This is a genomic window from Aeromonas sp. s12, from assembly GCF_040907925.1.
GTDB lineage: Bacteria > Pseudomonadota > Gammaproteobacteria > Enterobacterales > Aeromonadaceae > Aeromonas > Aeromonas veronii.
Map to the genome: position 1 here is coordinate 1 of NZ_JBFOCT010000018.1, position 21,329 is coordinate 21,329.

Sequence of the window (21,329 nt, forward strand, 5' to 3'; positions counted from 1 at the left end):
CGGGAATTCAGATAATAAGTGCGACACTCATGGATGAATGGCGAGAGGTGGCCAACTGCTGATTGGTGGTACCCTTCTGCTCGCCAAAGTAAAAGCAGTATCACCATGAGCTATCAGCAGTTGACCGAGGGGCAACGATACCAGTTATCGGTGCTTCGCGCACAGGGGATGTCCATCCTTGCCACCGCACGCGCCATTGGCGTTCATCGCTCCACCCTCTACCGGGAGCTGCGTCGTAACGCCGGGCCGCAGGGCTACCAGCCAGACAATGCGCATCAGCACGCCACCCACCGACGGGCCAGTGCGGCCAAATCTCGGCTATCTGCCGATGTCATCCAGTTTGTCGAGCTGACACTCGCCTGGTGGTGGAGCCCGGAGCAGATAAGCGCGGTGGGCAAGCAGATAGGCCTCATGGTGAGTCACGAGTGGATATACCGCCATGTGGCCGCCGACAAAGCCCGGGGTGGCCAGTTGTACCGCCATCTGCGCCAGGGCCACAAGCGCTACCGCAAGGGGGCGAGCAGCCTGCGTTCTCCCATCAAGGAAGCCCGCTCTATTGATGAACGGCCGGCTATCGTCGATAGCCGGGAGCGGCTCGGTGATTGGGAGGCGGACACGGTGCTGGGCAAGCAAGGCACAGGTGCACTGGTCACCCTGGTGGAGCGCAAGAGCCGGCTCTATCTGGTCAAGCGGGTCGCGAGCAAACAGGCTGGGGTGGTGCGGGATGCGATAATCGAGATGTTAACTCCCTACATCGAGCAGGTGCATACCATCACCTTTGACAACGGCGGCGAGTTTGCCGAACACAAGGCGATAGAGGAAGCGCTGGGTGCCGAGACTTACTTTGCGCACCCTTACTCTTCGTGGGAGCGCGGTCTGAACGAGAACAGCAATGGGCTGTTGAGGCAGTTTATCCCAAAGGGAACAGACCTGAGAGAGGTCACGGACGAGGATGTCAGGAGAGCGGAGCAGTGGCTCAACCTACGACCTCGGAAATGTCTCGGATTCAGGCAGCCTGTCAAGGTATTCGAAGAGTACCGTCAGGCGGCATAGGCGAGTGTCGCACTTCGAAGTTGAATTCGCGGAGAATGAGCAGGGTGAGCTGGTGCAATTCAGGCTGCGACCGGCGCAGGAGCTACTGTTCAAGACCATGTGGTGGCTCAATATCGTACTGAAGGCGCGCCAAATAGGTTTCTCCACTGCCATCGATATCTACCTGTTGGACGAGGCGCTGTTCAACAAGAACATCAAGTGCGGGATCATCGCCCAAGACCTGACCGCGGCAGGGGAGATCTACCGCACCAAGATTGAGGTCCCGTTCGATAACCTGCCTACGTGGCTCAAGGCCTGCTTCCCAATAGCCTCTCGCCGCGGCGGTGCCAACGGTGGTTACATCCTGTTTCGCCATGGCTCCAGTATCCAGGTAGCCACCTCCTTTCGCTCTGGTACCGTCCAGCGTCTGCATGTGTCAGAGCACGGGAAGATCTGCGCCAAGTACCCAGAGAAGGCCAAGGAGGTACGAACCGGTACCCTTAACGCCATTCACCCGGGCTGCGTGGCGTTCATCGAATCAACGGCAGAAGGGGTAGGCGGTGATTTCCACAGCATGAGCATGAAGTCCCTCGAGCTGGAGCGAACCACTCACGCGCTGACACAGCAGGATTGGAAGTTTCACTTCTTTGGTTGGTGGCAGGATCCGAAGTATGCGGCCGTGGTCCCAAGGTCTGGTGTGACAGCCAGCAAAACCCAGCTGGAATACTTCGCTGCCGTCGAGAAGGCGATGGGTTGCAAGATCAGTGACGAGCAACGGCAATGGTATGTGCTCAAGGAGGCGACACAGGGTGCGGAGATGAAGCAGGAGTTCCCCAGCACACCGCTGGAGGCGTTCCTGACTTCTGGCCGTAGGGTATTCGACCCGACAGTTACCATGGCCGCAGAGGGTGACTGCATAGCCCCGCTCATTGTCTATGACATCGACCCGGTTACCGGCAGGCGCGAGAAGGCTCGCAAGCCTGAACTATTGGACGCACAGGGGCAGCGTTCGCTCGAGAACATGCTGCTGGTCTGGGAGCTGCCCGACCCTGACGAGGATTACGCCATTGGCGCTGATGTAGCAGAAGGCCTCGAGCACGGTGACCGGTCATCATGTGATGTGATAGCCAAGAGTGACGGCAGGCAGGTAGCCCACTGGTACGGGCACCTTGACCCTGGTCTCTTTGCTCAGCTGTTGGCTCATGTCGGCAAGTGGTATGGCACCGAGGAGTATGGACCGGCTTATATCGGCCCCGAGCGCAATAACCATGGCCATGCGGTGCTGCTGGCCCTGCGGGATCACTATCCGGTACGGCGCATCTACGCCCAGGAGTACATCGACCGGGATCGGGATGATGAGACCCCACGCCTTGGCTGGCTCACCACGCGACAATCCAAGCCCATCTTGGTGGATGGCCTCAAAGACCTGCTGCGTGCCGGCCAGTCCGGGATCTACTGGATAGGCACCATCAGTGAAGCAACCACCTACGTCTATGACAAACGGGGCAGCATGAATGCCCAGACCGGCTGTTACGACGATCAGCTCGTCAGCTACATGATTGCCCAAGAGATGCGGGCCAGAATGCCTGCTCGCATCGTCAAGTCCGGCACCGCACGTAAACCCAAGCACTGGATGGCCAACTGATGATCAATAACCAACCCAAGGCCCCCTCACAAGGTGGCCTCGATACCGCACGCCTGCTCAACCTGATGAGTGACATCAATGGTCAGCCTGATTGGCGCTCTTTGGCTAATCGTGCCTGTGCCTACTATGACAATGACCAGCTGCCTGCCAGCGTGAAGAAGGTGCTGGACGACCGCGGCCAGCCACTCACCATCCATAACCTGATCGCCCCCACCATTGATGGGGTACTGGGCATGGAGGCCAAGAGCAGAACCGATCTGATGGTCATTGCTGATGAGCACGATGATGAGCTGGAGCAGATGGCGGAGGCGGTTAACGCCGAGTATGCAGACATGTGCCGGTTGGGAGGGTTGGATCGGGCCCGCGGTGAAGCTTACGCCGGGCAGATAAAGACCGGCCTCGGTTGGGTTGAGGTGCGCCGTCAGGATGACCCATTCGGTCCGCGCTACAAGTTCAGCAATATCCATCGGGACGAAGTGTATTGGGACTGGCACAGTCGTGAGCCAGATCTGACTGATTGCCGGTGGCTGATGCGCCGCCGCTGGGTTGATTTGGATGAAGCAAAGACCCTGTTTCCGAGTAAGGCCGAGGCGTTGACGTGGGGCGTGAATGATTGGGATGGGATAGTCAGCCTGACCTCCATTGAAGGAATGGCTCCCGATCTGGTCAGTGCCTTCGATGAGTGGAGCTCTTTTGACAGCAAACAGGTCGAGTGGTGTAGCCGAGAGCGTGATCGGGTGCTGCTGCAGGTGGTTTATTACCGCACCTTCAGCACACGCCAAGTGCTGATGCTCGACTCAGGCCGGGCACTGGAATATGACAAGACCAACCAACTTCATCTTGCCGCTGTTGCCACGGGCCGCGCCAGGTTGGAGCGTCGTCCGGTAGCCGTGATCCGCGAGTCCTGGTTCGTGGGTCCCCATCACCTGGTCGATCGCCCCTGCAGTGCGCCCCACAACATGTATCCGCTGGTGCCGTTCTGGGGATACCGCAAAGACAGCTCTGGTGAACCTTATGGCCTGATCGCCCGCGCCATTCCTGCTCAGGATGAGGTGAATCTGCGCCGTATCAAGCTGACCTTCTTGCTGCAGGCCAAGCGCGTCATCATGGATAAGGATGCCACCAACATGACCCGGGAGCAGGTGTTGGAGCAGGTTGAGCGCCCGGATGGCTTGGTCGAGCTCAACCCTGATCGCATCAACAAGACCAGTGTGAGTGATGCCTTCAAGGTGGAGCAGGATTTCAACGTGGCAGCCCAGCAGTTCCAGGTGATGCAGGATTCGGTGAAGCTCATCCAGGACACCATGGGGGTTTATGCCGCCTTCTTGGGGCAGGGGACTACTGGCCAGTCAGGTGTTGCCATCAGCAACCTGGTCGAGCAGGGCGCCACGACACTCTCCGAGATCAACGACAACTACCGGATGGGCTGCCAACTGGTGGGGCAACTGGCGCTGTCATATCTGCTTGAAGAGCTGGCAGCCAAGAAGAACTACAAGGTGACCGTCAACCGGGATGACCCACGCCGGCGTAAGGCGGTGGTGATCAACGTGGAGCAGGAAGATGGCAAGCTCAGTAACGATGTGACCCGGCTGCGTGCCCATATTGCCCTGGCACCCATCCAGCAGACAGCAGCTTACAAGCAACAACTGGCAGAGCGCATGACCCAGGCTATGGCACAGTTGCCGCCTGAAGCTGCTGCTGCGTGCTTTGATCTGCTGGTTGAGCTGATGGATGTGCCGCGCAAAGCTGAGTTTGTGGAGCGGATCCGCAATGCCCTTAGCATTCCCAAAGATCTCGAGGAGATGGATGAGGAGGAGCGCGCCACCGCCGAGCAGCAGGCTCAGCAGCAACAGATGGAGCAGGAGATGGCCATGCGTGAGATGCAGGCCAAGCTGGCTGAGCTGGAAGGCAAGGCGGCCAAGTGGCAGGCAGAAGCCCAACGGATAGCCAAGCTGACCGACTCTATCCGGTTTGAGGATGCGCTTAAGCAGGCCCAGACAGGCAAGACTCTACAGGAGATGGAGCTGTTGGTTACTGAACAAGAGGGGATCCAGGCCGAGCAGGCAGCCCTCCAGGCCCAGCTGCTTGCTACCATTGAACAACAGATTGATGCTATCACGCTCTGATTGTTGCTTTCTTGACCTGCCGGCGTTAGGATTTCCCCAACATGGCCCAGTCTCTCGAGATTGGGCCTTTTTCATATGATATTTCTGCCAGTTGTTAACTACGATTTGGGTGCTCATTATCTCCAGTGAGAATTTTCCAACCGTGTAGTGCACTTTTTAACCCGCCTTGTGCGGGTTTTTTTGTGCCCAGTCTAAGCCGGGGAGCGTTTTCTCTGAGAGCTTTCCCCCGCTTGGGCAGCGATACCACCCACTGAAAACCCACGAGGATTACCATGGATACGAACATCGACAACCTGACTGGGACGGAAAGCCTGGACGAACTGGAAGCCATGTTGGCGGAGATCGAGCAAGCGCCCGATGCCGAGCTGGAAGATGGCACTGTCACCGAGAAAACGGACGTAGAGGCCGCGCCGTCGGCGGTCGAAGTGGCAGCCAGTACCGAACAAGCCAATGCCGGGCAGGTCGATGAAGTGGCCAAGGAACCTGAGAAGGTGATCCTGGCCAAGAACGGTCAACACACTATCCCGTATGACGTGCTTGAGCTGGCGCGCCATGAGAACAAGGCCCTGCGTGAGCAGTTGAATAGTTCTCAGCAAGCTCAGGCAGAGCGGGACAAGTTGCAGGCGTTGCTGGAGAAGCACGGGATTAACCCTGATGCCGATCCCGACCAACTTAGCCCGGATGAAGCGGCGCAATTAGCGCAGGACTTTCCGGAGATCGGGAAGGCCATGGCTGCAATGGCTCGCAAAATCCAGCTGTTGGAGCTGCCGGCTGTGGTGCAACCGGTTCAACCTGCCGTTAATCCGGTGCAGGCCGCTCTGCAGGCGGTACCTGATCTGATGAACTGGCGGGAACAGGACCAAGACCGTTTCGACTTCGCCATCATTGTCGATGAAAAGCTTCAGGTAGACCCCGCGTGGCAAGGTAAGTCACTGGATGAGCGATTTGCAGAGGCAGCGCGTCGCACCAAGCTGGCCTTTGGTGACATGGTGGAGACTGCTCCACCGCCCGCCAAGGCACCCAGCATGGAAGCCGATAAGTCCGCTGACTTCATTCCGTCCAGTCCCTCGGCACTCGGCCAAACCCATCAAGCGCCCGAAAGTGGTGTTGCCCGTTATGGCGCTATGTCTCAGGCCGATCTGACGGCCGAGATGGGAGCCATGACGGATGCCCAGCTCGAAGCATTGCTGGAACAAGCCGGGTATTAACCCACCCGTGTTAAAGGCCAACCCCGACCACTGTGTCGGGGTTTTTGTTTTTATGTAGGAGAGGATCATGACCCAAGTCACCTCGGCGCAAGCCAATAAGATTTTACAGGTTGCGCTGTTTACCTCAGCCAACCGCTCACACTCTTTGGTCAACATGCTGACTGAAGAGGCGCCCAAGGGGGCGAAGGTCAACGGTGGCAAACAGACCAGCGCTGGTGCTCCCGTCGTTCGGATCACGGATCTGACCAAAAACGCGGGCACAGAAGTAGATATGCAGCTTTTTCATCAGCTGTCTGGCCGCCCCACCATGGGCGACAAGAAAATCGCCGGTCGTCTGGAAAGTCTGGCCTTTGCCGACTTTGGACTGACTATCAACCAGACCCGTCACGGTGTAGATGCGGGTGGCAAAATGAGCCAGAAGCGCACCAAGCATGACCTTATCAAGACTGCTCGCACCCTGCTTGGGGACGGCTATTACGCTCGATTGACTGACCAGCGTGGTTTTGTGCAACTGGCAGGCGCTCGTGGTGACTATGCTGCTACCGACATCATCTTGCCGTTGGCTGATGATCCTGAGTTCGCTGAGATCATGGTTAACAAGATCACCGCGCCGACCTATGACCGTCACTTTTTCGGTGGAGATGCCACATCTTTTGAAGGCATTGATGCGGCTGACCGCTTCAATCTGGGTTGTGTGGACAATATGTCCCTGTTTCTTGACGAGATGGCCAACCCGATCCAGCCCATCCGAATGGTGTCAGACCCTTCCGGCGGTGAACCCCTTTACGTGCTCTATGTGACTCCACGTCAATGGAATGACTTTTACACCAGCTCTTCGGGCAAGGATTGGAACGCCATGCTGGCGGCGACGATGGAGCGTGGCAAGGGGTGGAACCACCCGATCTTCAAAGGGCAAGGGGCTATGTGGCGGGGGATCTTGGTCAAGTCCTACAAAGGGATGCCGGTGCGCTTCAACCAGGGCAGTCGAGTGAAGGTCTGTGGGGCTAATTCGGTCGATGGTGTTGAGGTGGATAAGGTAGCTGGAACATCCATCGACCGCGCCATTCTGCTGGGCGGTCAGGCACTGGCCAATGCGTTTGGTTCCGGTGAGCAGGGCAGCTCCTTTGGTATGTTTGAAGAGAAAACCGACCACGGCAATGCCACTGAGCTTTCCATTCGATGGGTAAGTGGTTTGCAGAAGATCCGCTTCAAGCAGAAGAACGGCAATCTGCAGGACCATGGTTGCATGGCATTGGACACCGCAGTGAGCCTGGCTGGCCGCTAATCAAGGGGCGCTTCACGTTGAGGCTCCCATCGCTATCCCATAAAAGGACCATATCATGGCCAAGATTAACCTCATTGCCACGGCTCGCCGCTGGTTTATCGGTGCCTTCGGCAACCTGTCCATTTCCCCGACCTTTATCGCCAAGCTAGCCGCGGTGCCTGCAGGGGATGTGATCGTGTTCGGTGACAAGGTCGAGCCCAACCTCAAGGTGGTGGGGGTGTCCCTGATCACCAGTGCGCTGGGAGCTGCTACCACACTTACGGCCAAGATCGGCGTTTCCACAATTGTGAATGCTGAGGGCACGGTAACCGCAGTGGCCAAGTACATCCCGGTGGATGACCTGCTCACCGAGGAGGGGCAGGAGATCACCCTCACTGTCGGCGGTGGTGCGGCAACCGGTACCGCCAAGCTCAAGCTACATTACGAAGTAATTGGCAACCTATAACGCCCATCACTGCGCGCCCGGCCCTGTGCCGGGCTTTTTCATTTCAGGATTGGAGATATTGCCGTGAGCGACAAAATTGCCGTGGTTTATATCGGCGACAAGCCGAGCAAGAAAGACACCGTTACCGGCTCCCGCATGGTGTTTCCTCGCCATGTGACCGTAGATGTTGAGAGCCACATTGCCATGCAACTGCTGGAGTTCCCCTCTGTCTGGATCCATGCCGAGGCCCTGCCTGGTGAGATCCTGCGTCAAGAGACCATCGCCAAGCTGGCTGCCGAGGAGGCAGAACGACTGGCGCGGGAGGCGGCCCGTTTTGCCGAAGAGCAAAGCATGATCGTTGGTGACCGTGATCTGGCCAAGCTGACTTCTGCCCAGCTGGCGACCCTGGTAGAGGGGGATGACCTGAAAATTGACCCACAAGGCCCGCAAGAGAAGGTTGGCGAGTTCCGCCTGCGGGTGCGTGATGCGCTGAAAGCCAAGCTGCCCGTTGAGCAAGGTAGCGAGTAATGGTACCGGTGCAAGATGGCCGGTTGGTGAGCACCACTCCTTTGATCTCGCTGGTTCGCCAGCGGGTTCTCCATTTGCCTCACACAGAAGGCGCTGACGCATTAGTCCATCGCTACCTCATTGAGGCGGCCATCATCTTTTGCAAAGAAAGCACGTTGATTCATCTGGAGCGCCAGTTTGATGAGGTGTTCGAGGGGCAGACGGTGAGCTTTGCCCTGGCTAGCAGTATCAATCGTCAGGCGAGGCAGAATGTGCGTGAACCCCAGGTGGCTGGGTCAGTGCTTCATCGCATTACTGCTGGTGGCTGCATGTTGACGCCAGGTCTGCACTATCACGCACAATCCGCTGAGTCCATCCGCTTCCTTGAACCGCTGAGTGATGTTTGCATCGTTGGGGCCATTGAGCCTCTGTCGACCGCAACGCTGATCCCCTCTGCTCTGGTTGAAGACTACGCCCATGAGCTGGCCTGTGGGGCTGGGTATCTCTTGCAGCAGCTTCACGCCAAAGCGTGGACAAACCCTGAACTGGCTCAGATAAATCGTCGCAAGTTTTATGACGGGATCCGCTCTGCATACCGGTTCCGCATTGAGCAAACCGAGAGTGCAAGAGTTCAAAATCCAGTCAGAAAACGAAACTTCTTCTGAAATGAGGTGAGTCATGCTGGTCAGTGAAATATTGAATCGCGCCTCAACTGAGTTGACCGATACACCGCGGATTAGCTGGGGTCTGGAGGATTTGCTCTCTTACTACAACAGTGCGATATCCGCGATCGCCAGCGCCAGGCCGGACATCTTCATTAAGACTCAACCCTTTGCCTGTGCAGCAGGCACTCGGCAAACCGCGCCTGCTGGCACCATCAAACTGATAGATATTGAGCGCAACACGCTTAATGGTAAGTCGATCCGCTATGTGTCCCGCGCTGATCTGGAAAGTTTAATCCCGAGCTGGGCCAGCAGTACCGGTGGGGAAGAGGCGGAGCTATATATCCACGAACCCACCAATATCAGTGCCTTCTGGTTGTACCCCGGAGTGAAGGCTGGGATGAGTGTCGAGCTGGTGCTCAGTATTCTCCCTACACCCGTAACGAGATCCGAGGTCGAGTCGGGAGTGAGCGTTCAGGTGGATGACCGGTATATCACCCCCTGTCTGGACTGGATCATCTATCGCGCGTTCATGCGTGACTCTGAGGTGACGGCGAATGCGTCAAGAGGGCAACTCCACCTGCAATCATTCAGTCAGGCGTTATCGATCAGCACTGAAACAGATGCCACCATGTTAGCGATGCGAGACAGCCAGGCCAGCACCAATGGACGGCGCCAATGATCCACATCTACGGAGTGATGACTGATCCCGCTGGCAAGTTGGTGCCTGGGGCGATCATCGAGTTGCGGTCCCTCACCACGACCAGTGAAGTGTTGATGGGCTCGGTGCTGACGTTCAAATGTGATACGGCTGGCCGGTATCGATTCCCGCTGGCAGTGGGCACCTACGATGTGTATGCCCAGAACGATCTGTGTGGCGACCTGGATTATCAGGGGACCGGGGTCGTGACGGCGCAGAATATTGATGGCTCGTTGAACAGCATCCTGGTCGATAGTGGCATCGACTTGACGCCCCCTTTGCTAGGTCGCGCTGTGGATGCGATGCAAAGGGCTGAGTCTGCGGCTGAGGCAACCGGTCGGGATCGGATCCAGACTGGCAATGACGTGAGTGCCGCGCAACGGGCTAGCCAGCTGGCAGCTGAGCAGGCTAGCGCGGCCTTGGTATCCGCCAATACGGCGGGCAGTAAAGCGGGTGAGGCGGCGACCAGTGCGATTGTGGCCACCGGTTTTGCCACACGAGCGCAGCAGTGGGCAGAAAATCCGTTGAATGTGGCGGTAGTGGCAGGCAAATATTCCGCCCTGCACTATGCCGTCAAGGGCAGCGATTCAGCCACTGTAGCTACCGCCAGTGCTTCGGCCTCAGGGGTAAGTGCCGCAACGGCTGCAGCCCAGGCTTCCAATGCTAGCAAAAGTGCGGCGACAGCCACCACCAAGGAGAGTGATGCAACGGCCAGTGCTGGCACTGCGACTATCCAAGCAAATGCGGCTCTTGGCGCCAAGGTCGCCGCTGCAGCTTCTGAAGCCCATGCCCTGACTCACGCCAGCAATGCAGACTCTGCGGCCCAAGCCTCTGAGCGCGCCAAGGTTGTTACGGTTGAGCATGCAGGAAGGGTTGCCACATTGGCCCAGCAGGTATCAGCTGATCGTGCGGTGGTACAAACGAAGTCTGCAGAGGTTGTTGCCCATGCGGCCACCGTAGCGGTGCAAAGTAGAGAGGTCAGCACCAACGCGGCGTCTGTTGCGCAGGGACAAGTTGCCGTTCAGGGCATGCGTGATGTGGTGGTGGCGAAAACGGCTGAAGCGCGTGCAGCGGCCGACACAGCCAGTGATAAAGCAAGTCAGGCGGCACAGGATCAAGCTGCTGCCGCTACCAGTGCGCAGCAGGCGAGTATGGCAAAGAGCCTGGCTGAAGCTTGGGCTCAGAGCCCAGAAGGAAATGATATTAACGGGCGGCCCGGAGAGTTTTCGGCGCTGCATTGGGCATTGCAGGCTCAGAAGTGGGCGCAGGCCATCACATCGCAGCTTGTTTGGTCTGGGCCGTGGAGTGCTGCCGCAGGCGCACCGATAGCGCCGGCGCCCAATCAAGGGATCCCGTTTTATCGGATCTCACATCCTGGGGTCATCACCAGCGTGTCCTATGTGGCAGGGGATTACCTGCACTGGGATCCTACGACTCGTTCTTGGTTCAAAATTGATGGCACCGATGCGGTGATCTCCATTAATGGCATGACCGGTGCGGTTGTGCTGAGCTCGGTGGATGTTGGGGCTCGGCCCGCAAGCTGGGTACCCGGCTGGGCTGATGTCACTGGTAAGCCGGTGACCATGCCGCCCTCCGAGCACAACCATCCTTGGTCTCAGCTTTCGAGTATCCCTGTTTACGCTACACGTTGGCCCACGATTGCAGAGGTAGGGGCGGCCGCGGCCAGTCACACCCATGCCTGGTCACAACTGACGGGGATCCCCGCTTATGCTTCCCGCTGGCCTGCGTGGGGTGAGGTGACCGGTAAACCTGATTTTGCGGCGGTAAGTCATCGTCACACTTGGGAACAAATCGATCAGGTCCCTGTGACTGCCTCCCGTTGGCCAGCCTGGGGGGAGGTAACTGGGAAGCCTGATTTTGCTACGGCCAGTCATCGCCACACCTGGGGGCAAATCGATCAGGTTCCTATCACCGCTTCCCGTTGGCCAACCTGGTCAGAGATTACAGATAAGCCAACGATTGACGCTGTATGGCTAGGTAATATGTTGTCCAACACAAAGCTGGATGTGAGAAGTCTCCTGGTGGCGGGCCTATACACGTTGATTTACGCAAACTCAGATCTGACCACAAAGTACACCAGCATGATCTGGTATGACGGGAGTGTCACAAACCAGTTTGGTACTTCTCCTGCGAGTTCTTCAGGTCTACAGCCACGGATCTTGAATCAGCATCTAGAGAATCCTGCGAACGGGAGCGGTTTTCGGCTCCTTGAGATCAGACGGGTCGCCTGATGCGGGCGGATCGTTACACGATGACAGCGTAATGCGTAGAGAGCTTGCTCATCCTGAGTCACAGCGTTAGCATAATCACAACATAGCCCTGCTCTCACGAGTGGGGCTTTTTCGTTTTAAGAGGGCGAGGATCACCCATGTCACTTATCGATATTGTGACCATGCGCGGGATGGTGCCGCGAGTGGCTGATCATCTATTGCCTGATGAGGCGGCCACTCTGGCGCAGGATTGTCACTTTGATCGCGGGGTATTAGCGCCGTTGACGGCGGACAAGCCGGTTGGCCTGGCACTGCCTCTGGTACCCAAAACCTTGTTTCACTATTACGGTGCTCACTGGTTTGCCTGGAACAAATTAGTCGAGGTGATGCGTTCGCCTATTGCACAAGACCAGTACAACCGGATTTATTACACCGATGGTGAATACCCCAAGCTGACTTATGACGCTATCGCCACGGGAGGCTCAAACAAGCCAACAGCCTGGTATCGGCTTGGTGTGCTTGCCCCGGCGACGCCACCGAATATGCAATCCGTCACCCCGCCTGCGGGTGGCAAAGATGACAATCCCACCGATGACGAAACTCGCTTCTATGTTGAAACCTATGTAACCGGCTTGGGAGAGGAGGGGGCGCCAGGGCCTGCCAGCGGGAAAGTCACCATCACTATTCCAAACTCCACCGTGCTGGTGGGGTTGTCTCCGGCTCCTACCAACAACAGCAATATCACCCGGCGCCGGCTTTATCGATCGGTATCTGGTGGTGGGATGGCGGATTACCTGCTGGTTGCCGATCTTGCCATTGCGACTGTGACGCACAGCGATAGCAAGAAGGATGGGGAACTGGGGCCGGTGCTTGAGACCTATGGCTACATCATGCCCCCGGACAAGATGCGCGGTATCTGCCAAATGGCCAATGGCATCTGTGCCGGTTTCATCGGTAATGCCGTGCTGTTCTCAGAGCCGTTTCTGCCTTACGCCTGGCCAGAGAAGTACAAGCTGACCACTGAGCATGACATTGTTGCCATCGCCGCTATCGATACAGCCTTGGTTGTGGGTACTAAGGGTTACCCCTATCTGTTTCAAGGTGCGTCCCCCTCAGCCATCACCGGGCAGAAGCTCTCCTCGGTCCAACAGGCCTGCGTCAGTGCGAGGTCTATGGTGGCACTGGATGGCATGGTTCTTTACGCCGCACCTGATGGGCTGATTGGTGTGGGGGCCGATGGTGGAACCTTGATCACAGAGGGGATCATTACCCGTGAGCAATGGCAGGTGATGAAACCTGACACGCTGCGCGCCTGGTACAGCGAAGGCAAGTATGTGGCCCTGACCGATAGCCATGGGTTTGTCTTCGACCCAAAATCGGGAGACCTGCGCTGGCTATCGAGTCGTTGGGATACCGCAGTACCTGATATGCAACTCGATGCGCTGATGTTGGCCAAGGGCATTGAGCTTTATCATTGGCGAGGTGGGGCGACTCCCTTGCCGATGATCTGGCGCTCTAAAGAGTTTGAGTTGCCACTCGGCGTCAGGCTGGGTTGTGCCCGGGTGACCAGCGACCTGATCAGCCAATGTCGCTTCACGCTGATCATCGATGGAGCTCGGGTCTTCTCGCTTACCGAAGGCCAGGTACCTGATGGCGTCTTCCGGTTGCCTCCTTTGCGGGGGCGCCGCTGGCAAGTTGAGGTTGCCGGCACTGCGGTGATCGAGCGCATTACTCTGGGCTCCAGTATTGCTGAGGTCGCAGCGCAATGAGTAAGAGCTCCTTTCGTGCCAGTGGTACCCCACAGGGACTGACTGAAAACATGCAGATCCTGACCGGTCAGAAAGGGGACCGGCTGGATAAAGCGCTGACGCTGCGAGAAGCCGCAGCCATTGGCATGATCAACCTGCGTCGCAACGGCAATGGGGCTGTCGTACCAGAAGTGCCACCAGATAAGCCGACAGACCCTGAGTGGTCTGGTGTGCAATTGCCCGTTGCTCCGACAAGTGTTACCGCTGACGGAGCATTTCATACCATCACCCTAACTTGGGATATCCCCGGGTATAAAGGACACTCATACGCTGAGATATTGCGAGCAGAGGTGGACAATCCCGCCATCGCAGTGGCGATCGGTACCACTCTGGCGAATGTCTACTCAGACGCCGTAGGGAAGGGATATACCGCCTATTACTGGGTGCGTTTCATCAACAAGAATGGACTGACAGGGCCACTGCACAGCACCGCAGGCTTGAAGGCCAAAACCAGTCCTGACGTAGATGAAATCATTGCTTCAGCTACCAAATTTGCAATCTATAACCCGGCAAACCCGAGTGCGAAAGAGATCATATTCGGGGTTACTGATGATGGCCGGGTTGCCATCAAAGAGGCAGTTATCAAGGCTGCAACCATCCAGATCCTGCACTCAGAGAAGATAACCGCCGACTATATCAAGGCAGGGGTCAGTATCAGTGCTCCCTTGATCACAGGCGGCCAGCTCGATATGGGTAATTCCTTCATGGCTGGGGGGGCTGCGGGATTTGGTAAAGGTGGTCCCTATGCTGGGTGGAGCTGGGGTTGGTACACCATGATCTATGCCGATGGCAGTCTGTTTACCAATCGCCTACGGGCGGAGGGTGGGTATGTCAAAAACATGACCCTAGGAAACTGCACGATTGAGCAGGATTGCATTGTCAGAGGGACGGTGTATGCCGATCGGATAGTTGGTGACGTTTATGTCGCACGAGATTATGCGTGTTCACACAATGGCAATGGCGTTGGACCAATCGACGTGGCACGGATCAAAGTGAACCAAGCTGTCGGGTTTAATCGGACACTTACGATACCCAATCTATGTGGCTTGGTAGGGTGTTCTGTGACAGCGGAAGGACCCGGTTCAGGGACCCTGACTCGTGATAATTCAACAGAGATGCAGGTCGAGATCCTGATGGATAGCGCGTTGGTGAAAACATTCACAGTTCGTGTGGAAGTGTCAGCTACCTCAAATCCATCATCAGGTCCAGTTACTAGGACGAATGAGGTGGGTGCTTATGGTGGAGACATAACTGTTCCTGCGAACAGCGAACCCTTGGTTACTGTCAGGATCCGACGTTCCAGAGGGAATGGCTGGGTCAGAAGCGATGCCAGCCAGAATGGGCGCGTCGTGATGTTCAAACAAGGCGGGTCTCTTTCATGAAGCCGATCCACCGCATAGCCAGCGACACCGGCAACCCTAATCTATCCGCCGAACTTCAAGACGCCATCCGTAACCGGGTGGCGTTTTTGTTTGTGCGTGGTGATGACGGTTTCGTCTTGAAGCCAGTCAGCGAACGGGGAACTACCGGCGTGCTGGTGTGGGTAGGTTGGGGCGATGGCGGAGCCCCTAAGTGTCACCTGCCAGAGGTAAGGCGGTTAGCCCGCATGATCGGTGCTCGCTGGCTGCGCTTTCATTCTGCGCGCAAAGGGTGGCTCAAGCTGGCACCAGGAATGGGGTGGGTGCGTCAGCCGGACGATGCTGACGGCTTGTACGTATTTCAGATCAACCTGTGAGAGGTGGGTGATGGGGAAGGGTGGCTCGAACGAAATCAAGGAAACAGAGGCTCAAAAGGCGGCGGCTGGCGTGGCCATGGAGCAATGGGACCTCTACAAGAACGACCTGCAGCAGTATGAGGACATCTTCATGGACAAGGTCGATAACCTCAACAGCGATCGGGAATATGACAAATTGTCTGGTACTGCGGCTCTTGGAACTGCGCAAGCCTTTGGTGAGGCGCGTTCTGGACTGGCGGATGACTTGGCAGGAGGAGGGGTCGATCCGACCAGCGGTAAGTATCAGGCCGCAATGGAAGGTCTGGAGACAGACCAGGCCTTGAGCCAGACCGATACCACCAACCGAGCCCAGTCCAGCCAGCAAGACAAGTATGTGGCTGGCCTCAAGGATGTGGTGAGCATTGGCGCCGGCCAGAAGGCCGAATCTCTCGCCGGTATGGGCGATGTGGCCAATTCCAGCTTGCGCAAGGCGGTGATCGATGCCCAGACCTCGTTCAAGGATAAGCAGGCAACGGCAGGATTGGTGGGCACATTAGCCGGTGGTGCCACCGCTTATGGGCTTGGGCAGCTGAAGCCTCCGGTCGCGGTGGGTAGCAAGAAGATCAGCCCGACAGCATCGGTGCTGCAGGGCAAGGGTTACTAAGGGGTAAACGATGGGATACGCCGCAGACACTTACGCAAAGATTACCCGAGAGCAATACCAGGATTGGAAGACCCGCTTTTACCCCAAGCAGAAAGAGCTGATGGAGCTGGCAACCAATGGCAAGTTGCTCCAAGACCAACTTGGCCGGGTGGATGGGAATAATGCGAATGCCTTGCGTTCGGCTCAGCAGGCCACGGCTAATCGCAATGCCCGCATGGGGGTTGCGGCCCCCTCACTTGCCAGCGACAACAGCCAGGGGCTGCGTTCGGCTTTGATGACGGCAGGAACCGAGAATGGTTTACGTGAGCAGGAGCAGGCTCGCCAGATGGGGATCTTGACCGGTGCTGATGCCGGGCTGCGTGATGCAATTAAAACTGGTGGGGGAATGTAATGGGATACGGGATTTTGGATATCGGAGCCCAGACGCGCCAGCAGGGAATGGCTGGCCTGCGTGATGCGGCAAGCCGAGAGCAAGAGGTTGAGACGGCAAACAAGAGCCTCAAGACTGCTCGCAAAGGGCAGACCATGAGCTCGGTAGGTGCTGGTGCCGGGATCGGCATGATGGTGGGCGGCCCGGTCGGAGCGTTGGTTGGTGGTGGCATTGGTTTTCTGGCTGACAGCCTGTTTTAAGGGGGTAAGGGATGGGCGTATCAGGATTGGCAGAGGGGTTTCTTGCCGGGTTCAATACCATGGACCGTTATCAGCGTGGCCAAAAAGACGATGAGCGTATGGATAAGTCCATGAGCTTGCGCGATGCCATGTGGCAGAACGAGCAGGATCGGCAGCAAGTCGCTGATGCGCGTTACCAGGAGGGAGTGGACTACTCAAAGACGCGAGATAATTTGGCGGACGAGCGCTATGACAAGCAGTTTTCACTGACTGAGCGACAAGTTAAGGCTTCTGAAGCGCGGGCGGGAGCTGCAGAACGTCGCGCCAATGCCGGTGAAGCTCGTCAGCAGCAGGAGTATCAGTGGCAGCGTGACCAACGTGAGAAGCAACTGTTCCAACAGGAGAATTACCCCATTATCCAGTCTGGTTGGCAGGCTGTGGCCGAGGGGAAAGATCCCGGTGAGCAATTCTGGGGGGTGGTACGTGATAAGCGGGCAGGATCTTACAATCCTGAGCGCTACCTGCAGCAGGACTATGCTGAGGCTGGGAAGACCTTCGTCACCTATGCTGGCAACCTGATGCGCCAGGCACAAGAGGGCAAGCTAGACCCCTCAACGCCAGAAGGCCACGCGATGGTTAATGATCCCAAGTTTATCAAGGCGGCTGGGACCCTCTATCAGGATGAGGTCAATAAGGGGGTGGGTGATATCGACCCTGACACCGGCAAGACCATCACCGCTAAACAGCTCAACAACATCATGGTGAGCCCGGACGGGCGCGGGGTGGTACTGGGGGTGGAAGTCACCTATGACGATGGCAGCAAGGATGTGCGACCGGTCACCAATAATCGGAGTTCGTCACCTGACGATCCCCCCAAGGTGATCCCCATCAACGACTTCTTAAAGCCTGCGTACCAACGAGCTGCCTTGGCAAAGCACATGATTGGCAATGCAGATCAGTTGCGGGCCTCGCTCGGCCTGGCTGCAGGCCCAGACCCGGCCGGTTACAAGAAGGCTGTGACCAATCTTGAAAGTCAGCATGGACAGAACCGGGCGCGGATCTCTTCAAGCAACACTGAAGATAAGGATATCCAACTCGAGTCGCTGGATGCCCAGCTTGAGCAGAGCAAAGCTGCGTTGACCGAGACATATGGCATGACCAGCAAAACCGACGAGCCAAAGCAGGAAGCACCACTCAAGGCATGGGCTGGTGGCGATCCCGATCGCCTGCAGTTCGTCAAAGAGGCGAACCAGCACGGCAAGCTTAATAGCTTGCTTGAGAACCCGGCCAGAATGAACACTGCTTTTGAAATATGGCGCCAGCAGGCGGTATCACACAAGAAAGCTGAGCTGGCAACCGTAACGGCTAGCCGCCTTCGAGATACGCAAACTAGTGCTTATCAGGCCATGAGCCAAGGGCATGTCAAATAGTCGCGTTTTAGGGGGGGCCATTCAATAGATGAGAACGATGTTTGCAGATAACCTTTTCATTAATTATTAAGATCATCAATTGTGGCGGTTGTCATTACTTTATTTGGGGAGAGTGTTGGGCTCATGATATAAGGGATGTGTTTGGATGTGATGTGAGCTTAAATCACAAATCTCAATTCAATTGGAGTTTTAAATGAGAAAGCTATTATTTTCAGTTTTTATTGCTTCACTTGCTTCACTTGCTACAGGCTGCTCAAGTTCGTTCTCAGAACAAAAGCCTTGGCGAGGTGTTTATTCAGAAGGATTTGAAGTCAGTTCTTTTTCCCCCTGTGGAGGGGGAAAGGATTTTTGGTTAGATGTGAAACAACCCCAAGTTATGGATGATGTGGAAAAAGAAATAAACAAGATTAGAGCCGAACGTGGATATATGTACCCAAAGGTTTATATAGAGTTTTATGGTGTTGATGAGGGTAAGGCGGACGATGGTTTTGCGGAAGATTATGATGCAGTTGTGTCCGTAGAAAAGGTAATTAAATTTACAACAGAAATCCCATATACCTGTCAGCATTGAGTTGTTATAAAGCCACCGATACACGGTGGCTTTATACTTGACATCAACTTACCAAGCTCTTCCTTGCCATATATACAGCACCTAAAATTAACAGTTCAGCAGGTACTGAACCGCCACCACCATTACGTTCATCCTTCTTAATATCTTTGTTTGGTATATCATTTACATCAATAACCTTGGTTTCAAATTCAATTTCTTCTTTTCCAAGGTATCGTACCGATATAACGCCTTCATTATATCCTTGAGTGGTAATAAGATTCTTTTTATCTTTGATGTCAAACTTAGTTATATAGACTTCGTAGCTGCCATCTGCATTCAATTCTAATTCATCTTTAGTGATGTAAGTCTTATTCTTATCATAATCAACAGTAGCATAGTAAGGGTTGTAATATGTGATAGATGCATACTTTAAATTGGCAGGTATTTTACCAGTCAGCTTAATTGCTTTGTCATTTTCAAGTTGAATGTAGAAACCATCATAGCGATTATCAGTGGTGGGAAAGAGTGCTTGAACGAGGTCAGGTCTAGGGTTTACATCTGCACTTGTATTTTTGCTTTTACTCATTTGGGATGTGAGATCAAGTGAGCTTTCAACCAAACTAGTCAAAAAGGCACTGGCTCGTGTAATTCGTTCTGATGATGAGGCAATGAATGGAGTGTCAAAATCACCATCAGTTTGTTTGATCATCAACTCGGCTGGCGCATTTTTTCTAACGGCGCCATTAGCATAATACTCACGAACAATTAGCATGTAGTCATTGGCATCAGTTGTGATCCCATTTTCTGCAGCTGTAGGACCGATCTCGATACGGAAAGTTCCATTATCCCCAACTTTGATGTTATCTGTTGAAACATTTTTTTCTGGAAGAGCCACGTTTCTTCCATCACGTAATGTATAAACTTGAATGCCAAGGTAAAGCGTATCACCGAATTTACCTTCTAAAACATAACTGCTCTCGCCTTTGATCATTGTGGAGCGATAGCGTGTCCAAGGGTTATCACCGGCTGTTTTACGTGATGTAGTGATCCAATCAACGAATGATGGGGATCCGATGGAGGCCTTGTCGATAAAAACTTCATTGGCAAGAGATAAGCTATCGTATAGAAAATCAACGCCTTGCTCTCGAATGGAGTTATCCAAGTTCAATGAGTTATCGAAGTTTATGATCTTTTGATTAAGTGATATTATCGAATAGGCAATCCCATCTCGATTATCCTTTGCAAAGGCACCACCAGATAAAACCAAACCTAGCATACATATAAATATTTTCATAAGTTTTCTCCTACTATAAGTTTATATTGTGTTTCTGTAATTTCTTGCAAATTAAAAATGACATTGCGATTATTATGATAATAGCTACAAGTGACTCGATTATATCTAGTTTATACTGATTAAGTACGACAATGCTCGCTGAAATAAGGACCCACTGTACAATATAGAAATTGGTGATGTGTGTGCTTATAAAACCAATGATATTAAAAAGACCTTTATGGATGTATGGAGATATGAAGAACATGAGTGCAAGCCATTGCATAATAAATCCAATGTATAATACTAGTCCACCAGGGCCGGTTCTCCAGTAATCACCAAAGTGAAATGAAATATTAGTTTGAGAAATGAGTATACCAATAAAGGATAAACATACACCAAAACAAAATTGATACCCCATTACCTGTGTTGTTAGTGTAAGTGGATTACTATATCTTCTACCAAGGATCATGCCAATCAATGGATAGATGACCCATGGGAATAGAGGGAATGAAACCATTTCCCCATTAATACCCCATAATGGTTCGAGTAACCTTCCCCAAAATGGAACATAGGTTCCAAGGCCCCATATAAAAGGGGAGTACACCAAAACCAATAGTATCAGAAGCGTTATGCAAACATCATTAAGTTGTAATTTATTGACTATCGCCATTATCAAATATGATAGGCCTGCGACTTGTAGGATATCAACTACAAGTAAATTCGAGATGATATCATCGGCAAAGTTTGTCAATTTATCATCCGGCTCACTTGTATCAAATGGCATATAAAATAAGAAGAGGGTAAAGGGGACTACTAATCGTAATAAATTCAGGTAGTACCCTTTAGCAAATAATGAAAATGAGCGCTTTATATCGTGCGTAAAATGATGCTCTTTCTTATATGCATATAGAATCCCCATGACAACCATGAATACTGGGGCGGCAGGGGCTTCACCTAGTAATGTTATAACCTTTCCAAATATAGAATGTTCTGCAATTTGAGTCTTTGTGTTAACACTCACTACATGAGTACACACCATAAATATTGCAGCCAAACCGCGAGCCAAGTCTAAAAATGGAAGTTTACTCGACATTTATTTATCCCTGTGAAGTGTCCGAGTACTGTACGTTATTAGATTTAGGAGCGCCATATGAGATTGTATATCATTGATTAATTACAGGGTTGTCATTATATTTATAGTCTTTTTGCTATTCCCTTATAGGTATTTGTATTGAGTTTTATATGGGAATGATTCAAATGTGTTGAACGTTTTGTTTTGATGTGGAAATTCTGTTGAGTAAGGCGTGTTGGTAAAATGATGAGAGCGTCAATAAATATCCGGTTCTTGACGTAACATGTATCGATTACTTGCCTGATCCGCTGCCCAGCGTTAGCATCTATCCATTATCGGTCAGTCTGTTTTTTGATCGGCCTCACATATCCAAGCCCTGATCGGTTCGC

The 21,329-nt window shown here is 54.1% G+C and carries 20 protein-coding genes; 18 read left to right on the plus strand and 2 right to left on the minus strand.

Features of this window, described 5'->3' with window-relative positions; translation table 11 throughout:
- Window positions 1-105: 105 nt before the first annotated feature.
- The 18 genes from AB5Y67_RS09155 to AB5Y67_RS09240 all read left to right on the plus strand — a co-directional run bounded on the left by AB5Y67_RS09155 (window position 106) and on the right by AB5Y67_RS09240 (window position 18,616).
- On the plus strand, window positions 106-1,053 hold the full coding sequence (locus tag AB5Y67_RS09155; RefSeq protein ID WP_019706001.1) for an IS30-like element ISAs2 family transposase: 948 nt from the start codon (window positions 106-108) through the stop codon (window positions 1,051-1,053).
- A gap of 4 nt (window positions 1,054-1,057) precedes the next feature.
- Window positions 1,058-2,677 carry a terminase gene (locus AB5Y67_RS09160; protein ID WP_368207682.1) on the plus strand — a complete coding sequence of 540 codons (1,620 nt, stop codon included), beginning with the start codon at window positions 1,058-1,060 and terminating at the stop codon, window positions 2,675-2,677.
- Window positions 2,677-4,803: a hypothetical protein gene (locus tag AB5Y67_RS09165; RefSeq protein ID WP_005360862.1), complete on the plus strand. Its 2,127-nt coding sequence runs from the start codon at window positions 2,677-2,679 to the stop codon at window positions 4,801-4,803. Before AB5Y67_RS09160 ends, AB5Y67_RS09165 begins: the two co-directional genes overlap by 1 nt.
- Before the next feature lie 272 nt (window positions 4,804-5,075).
- Entirely contained in the window at window positions 5,076-6,011 is a 936-nt protein-coding gene (locus tag AB5Y67_RS09170) for a hypothetical protein (protein ID WP_139747317.1), read from the plus strand.
- Window positions 6,012-6,078: 67 nt separating this feature from the next.
- Entirely contained in the window at window positions 6,079-7,296 is a 1,218-nt protein-coding gene (locus AB5Y67_RS09175) for a DUF4043 family protein (RefSeq protein WP_139747316.1), read from the plus strand.
- A gap of 55 nt (window positions 7,297-7,351) precedes the next feature.
- A complete protein-coding gene (locus AB5Y67_RS09180) occupies window positions 7,352-7,741 on the plus strand; it encodes a hypothetical protein (protein WP_139747315.1) in 390 nt (129 codons plus the stop codon).
- Window positions 7,742-7,804: 63 nt separating this feature from the next.
- Entirely contained in the window at window positions 7,805-8,248 is a 444-nt protein-coding gene (locus tag AB5Y67_RS09185) for a hypothetical protein (RefSeq protein WP_139747314.1), read from the plus strand.
- Window positions 8,248-8,892: a hypothetical protein gene (locus tag AB5Y67_RS09190; RefSeq protein ID WP_139747313.1), complete on the plus strand. Its 645-nt coding sequence runs from the start codon at window positions 8,248-8,250 to the stop codon at window positions 8,890-8,892. The genes AB5Y67_RS09185 and AB5Y67_RS09190 overlap by 1 nt, the downstream gene beginning before the upstream one ends.
- Before the next feature lie 13 nt (window positions 8,893-8,905).
- A complete protein-coding gene (locus tag AB5Y67_RS09195; RefSeq protein ID WP_005360840.1) occupies window positions 8,906-9,571 on the plus strand; it encodes a DUF6682 family protein in 666 nt (221 codons plus the stop codon).
- Window positions 9,568-11,841 carry a prophage tail fiber N-terminal domain-containing protein gene (locus tag AB5Y67_RS09200; protein WP_368207683.1) on the plus strand — a complete coding sequence of 758 codons (2,274 nt, stop codon included), beginning with the start codon at window positions 9,568-9,570 and terminating at the stop codon, window positions 11,839-11,841. Before AB5Y67_RS09195 ends, AB5Y67_RS09200 begins: the two co-directional genes overlap by 4 nt.
- 137 nt (window positions 11,842-11,978) lie before the next feature.
- Window positions 11,979-13,589 carry a hypothetical protein gene (locus tag AB5Y67_RS09205; protein ID WP_368207684.1) on the plus strand — a complete coding sequence of 537 codons (1,611 nt, stop codon included), beginning with the start codon at window positions 11,979-11,981 and terminating at the stop codon, window positions 13,587-13,589.
- Between the two features lie 50 nt (window positions 13,590-13,639).
- The gene (locus AB5Y67_RS09210) at window positions 13,640-15,010 is read left to right on the plus strand and encodes a hypothetical protein (protein WP_050552765.1); all 1,371 of its coding nucleotides are present in this window, start codon (window positions 13,640-13,642) and stop codon (window positions 15,008-15,010) included.
- Complete coding sequence (locus tag AB5Y67_RS09215) at window positions 15,007-15,363, plus strand: hypothetical protein (protein WP_005360836.1); 357 nt, start codon at window positions 15,007-15,009, stop codon at window positions 15,361-15,363. The genes AB5Y67_RS09210 and AB5Y67_RS09215 overlap by 4 nt, the downstream gene beginning before the upstream one ends.
- A gap of 76 nt (window positions 15,364-15,439) precedes the next feature.
- Complete coding sequence (locus AB5Y67_RS09220; protein ID WP_236759459.1) at window positions 15,440-16,006, plus strand: hypothetical protein; 567 nt, start codon at window positions 15,440-15,442, stop codon at window positions 16,004-16,006.
- Window positions 16,007-16,016: 10 nt separating this feature from the next.
- Window positions 16,017-16,397 carry a hypothetical protein gene (locus AB5Y67_RS09225; RefSeq protein ID WP_005360834.1) on the plus strand — a complete coding sequence of 127 codons (381 nt, stop codon included), beginning with the start codon at window positions 16,017-16,019 and terminating at the stop codon, window positions 16,395-16,397.
- Complete coding sequence (locus tag AB5Y67_RS09230; protein WP_005360832.1) at window positions 16,397-16,636, plus strand: hypothetical protein; 240 nt, start codon at window positions 16,397-16,399, stop codon at window positions 16,634-16,636. The genes AB5Y67_RS09225 and AB5Y67_RS09230 overlap by 1 nt, the downstream gene beginning before the upstream one ends.
- A gap of 11 nt (window positions 16,637-16,647) precedes the next feature.
- Entirely contained in the window at window positions 16,648-18,045 is a 1,398-nt protein-coding gene (locus tag AB5Y67_RS09235; protein WP_368207685.1) for a hypothetical protein, read from the plus strand.
- Between the two features lie 193 nt (window positions 18,046-18,238).
- Window positions 18,239-18,616, plus strand: coding sequence for a hypothetical protein (locus tag AB5Y67_RS09240; protein WP_368207686.1), 378 nt, complete (start codon window positions 18,239-18,241; stop codon window positions 18,614-18,616).
- Window positions 18,617-18,659: 43 nt separating this feature from the next.
- Here AB5Y67_RS09240 and AB5Y67_RS09245 read toward each other — a convergent pair whose 3' ends face one another.
- Both AB5Y67_RS09245 and AB5Y67_RS09250 read right to left on the minus strand, forming a co-directional pair.
- Window positions 18,660-19,889 carry a DUF1214 domain-containing protein gene (locus AB5Y67_RS09245; protein WP_368207687.1) on the minus strand — a complete coding sequence of 410 codons (1,230 nt, stop codon included), beginning with the start codon at window positions 19,887-19,889 and terminating at the stop codon, window positions 18,660-18,662.
- Between the two features lie 13 nt (window positions 19,890-19,902).
- Window positions 19,903-20,961 (minus strand): heparan-alpha-glucosaminide N-acetyltransferase domain-containing protein, encoded by a 1,059-nt coding sequence (locus tag AB5Y67_RS09250; protein WP_005360826.1) that lies wholly within the window; start codon window positions 20,959-20,961, stop codon window positions 19,903-19,905.
- Between the last annotated feature and the right edge of the window lie 368 nt (window positions 20,962-21,329).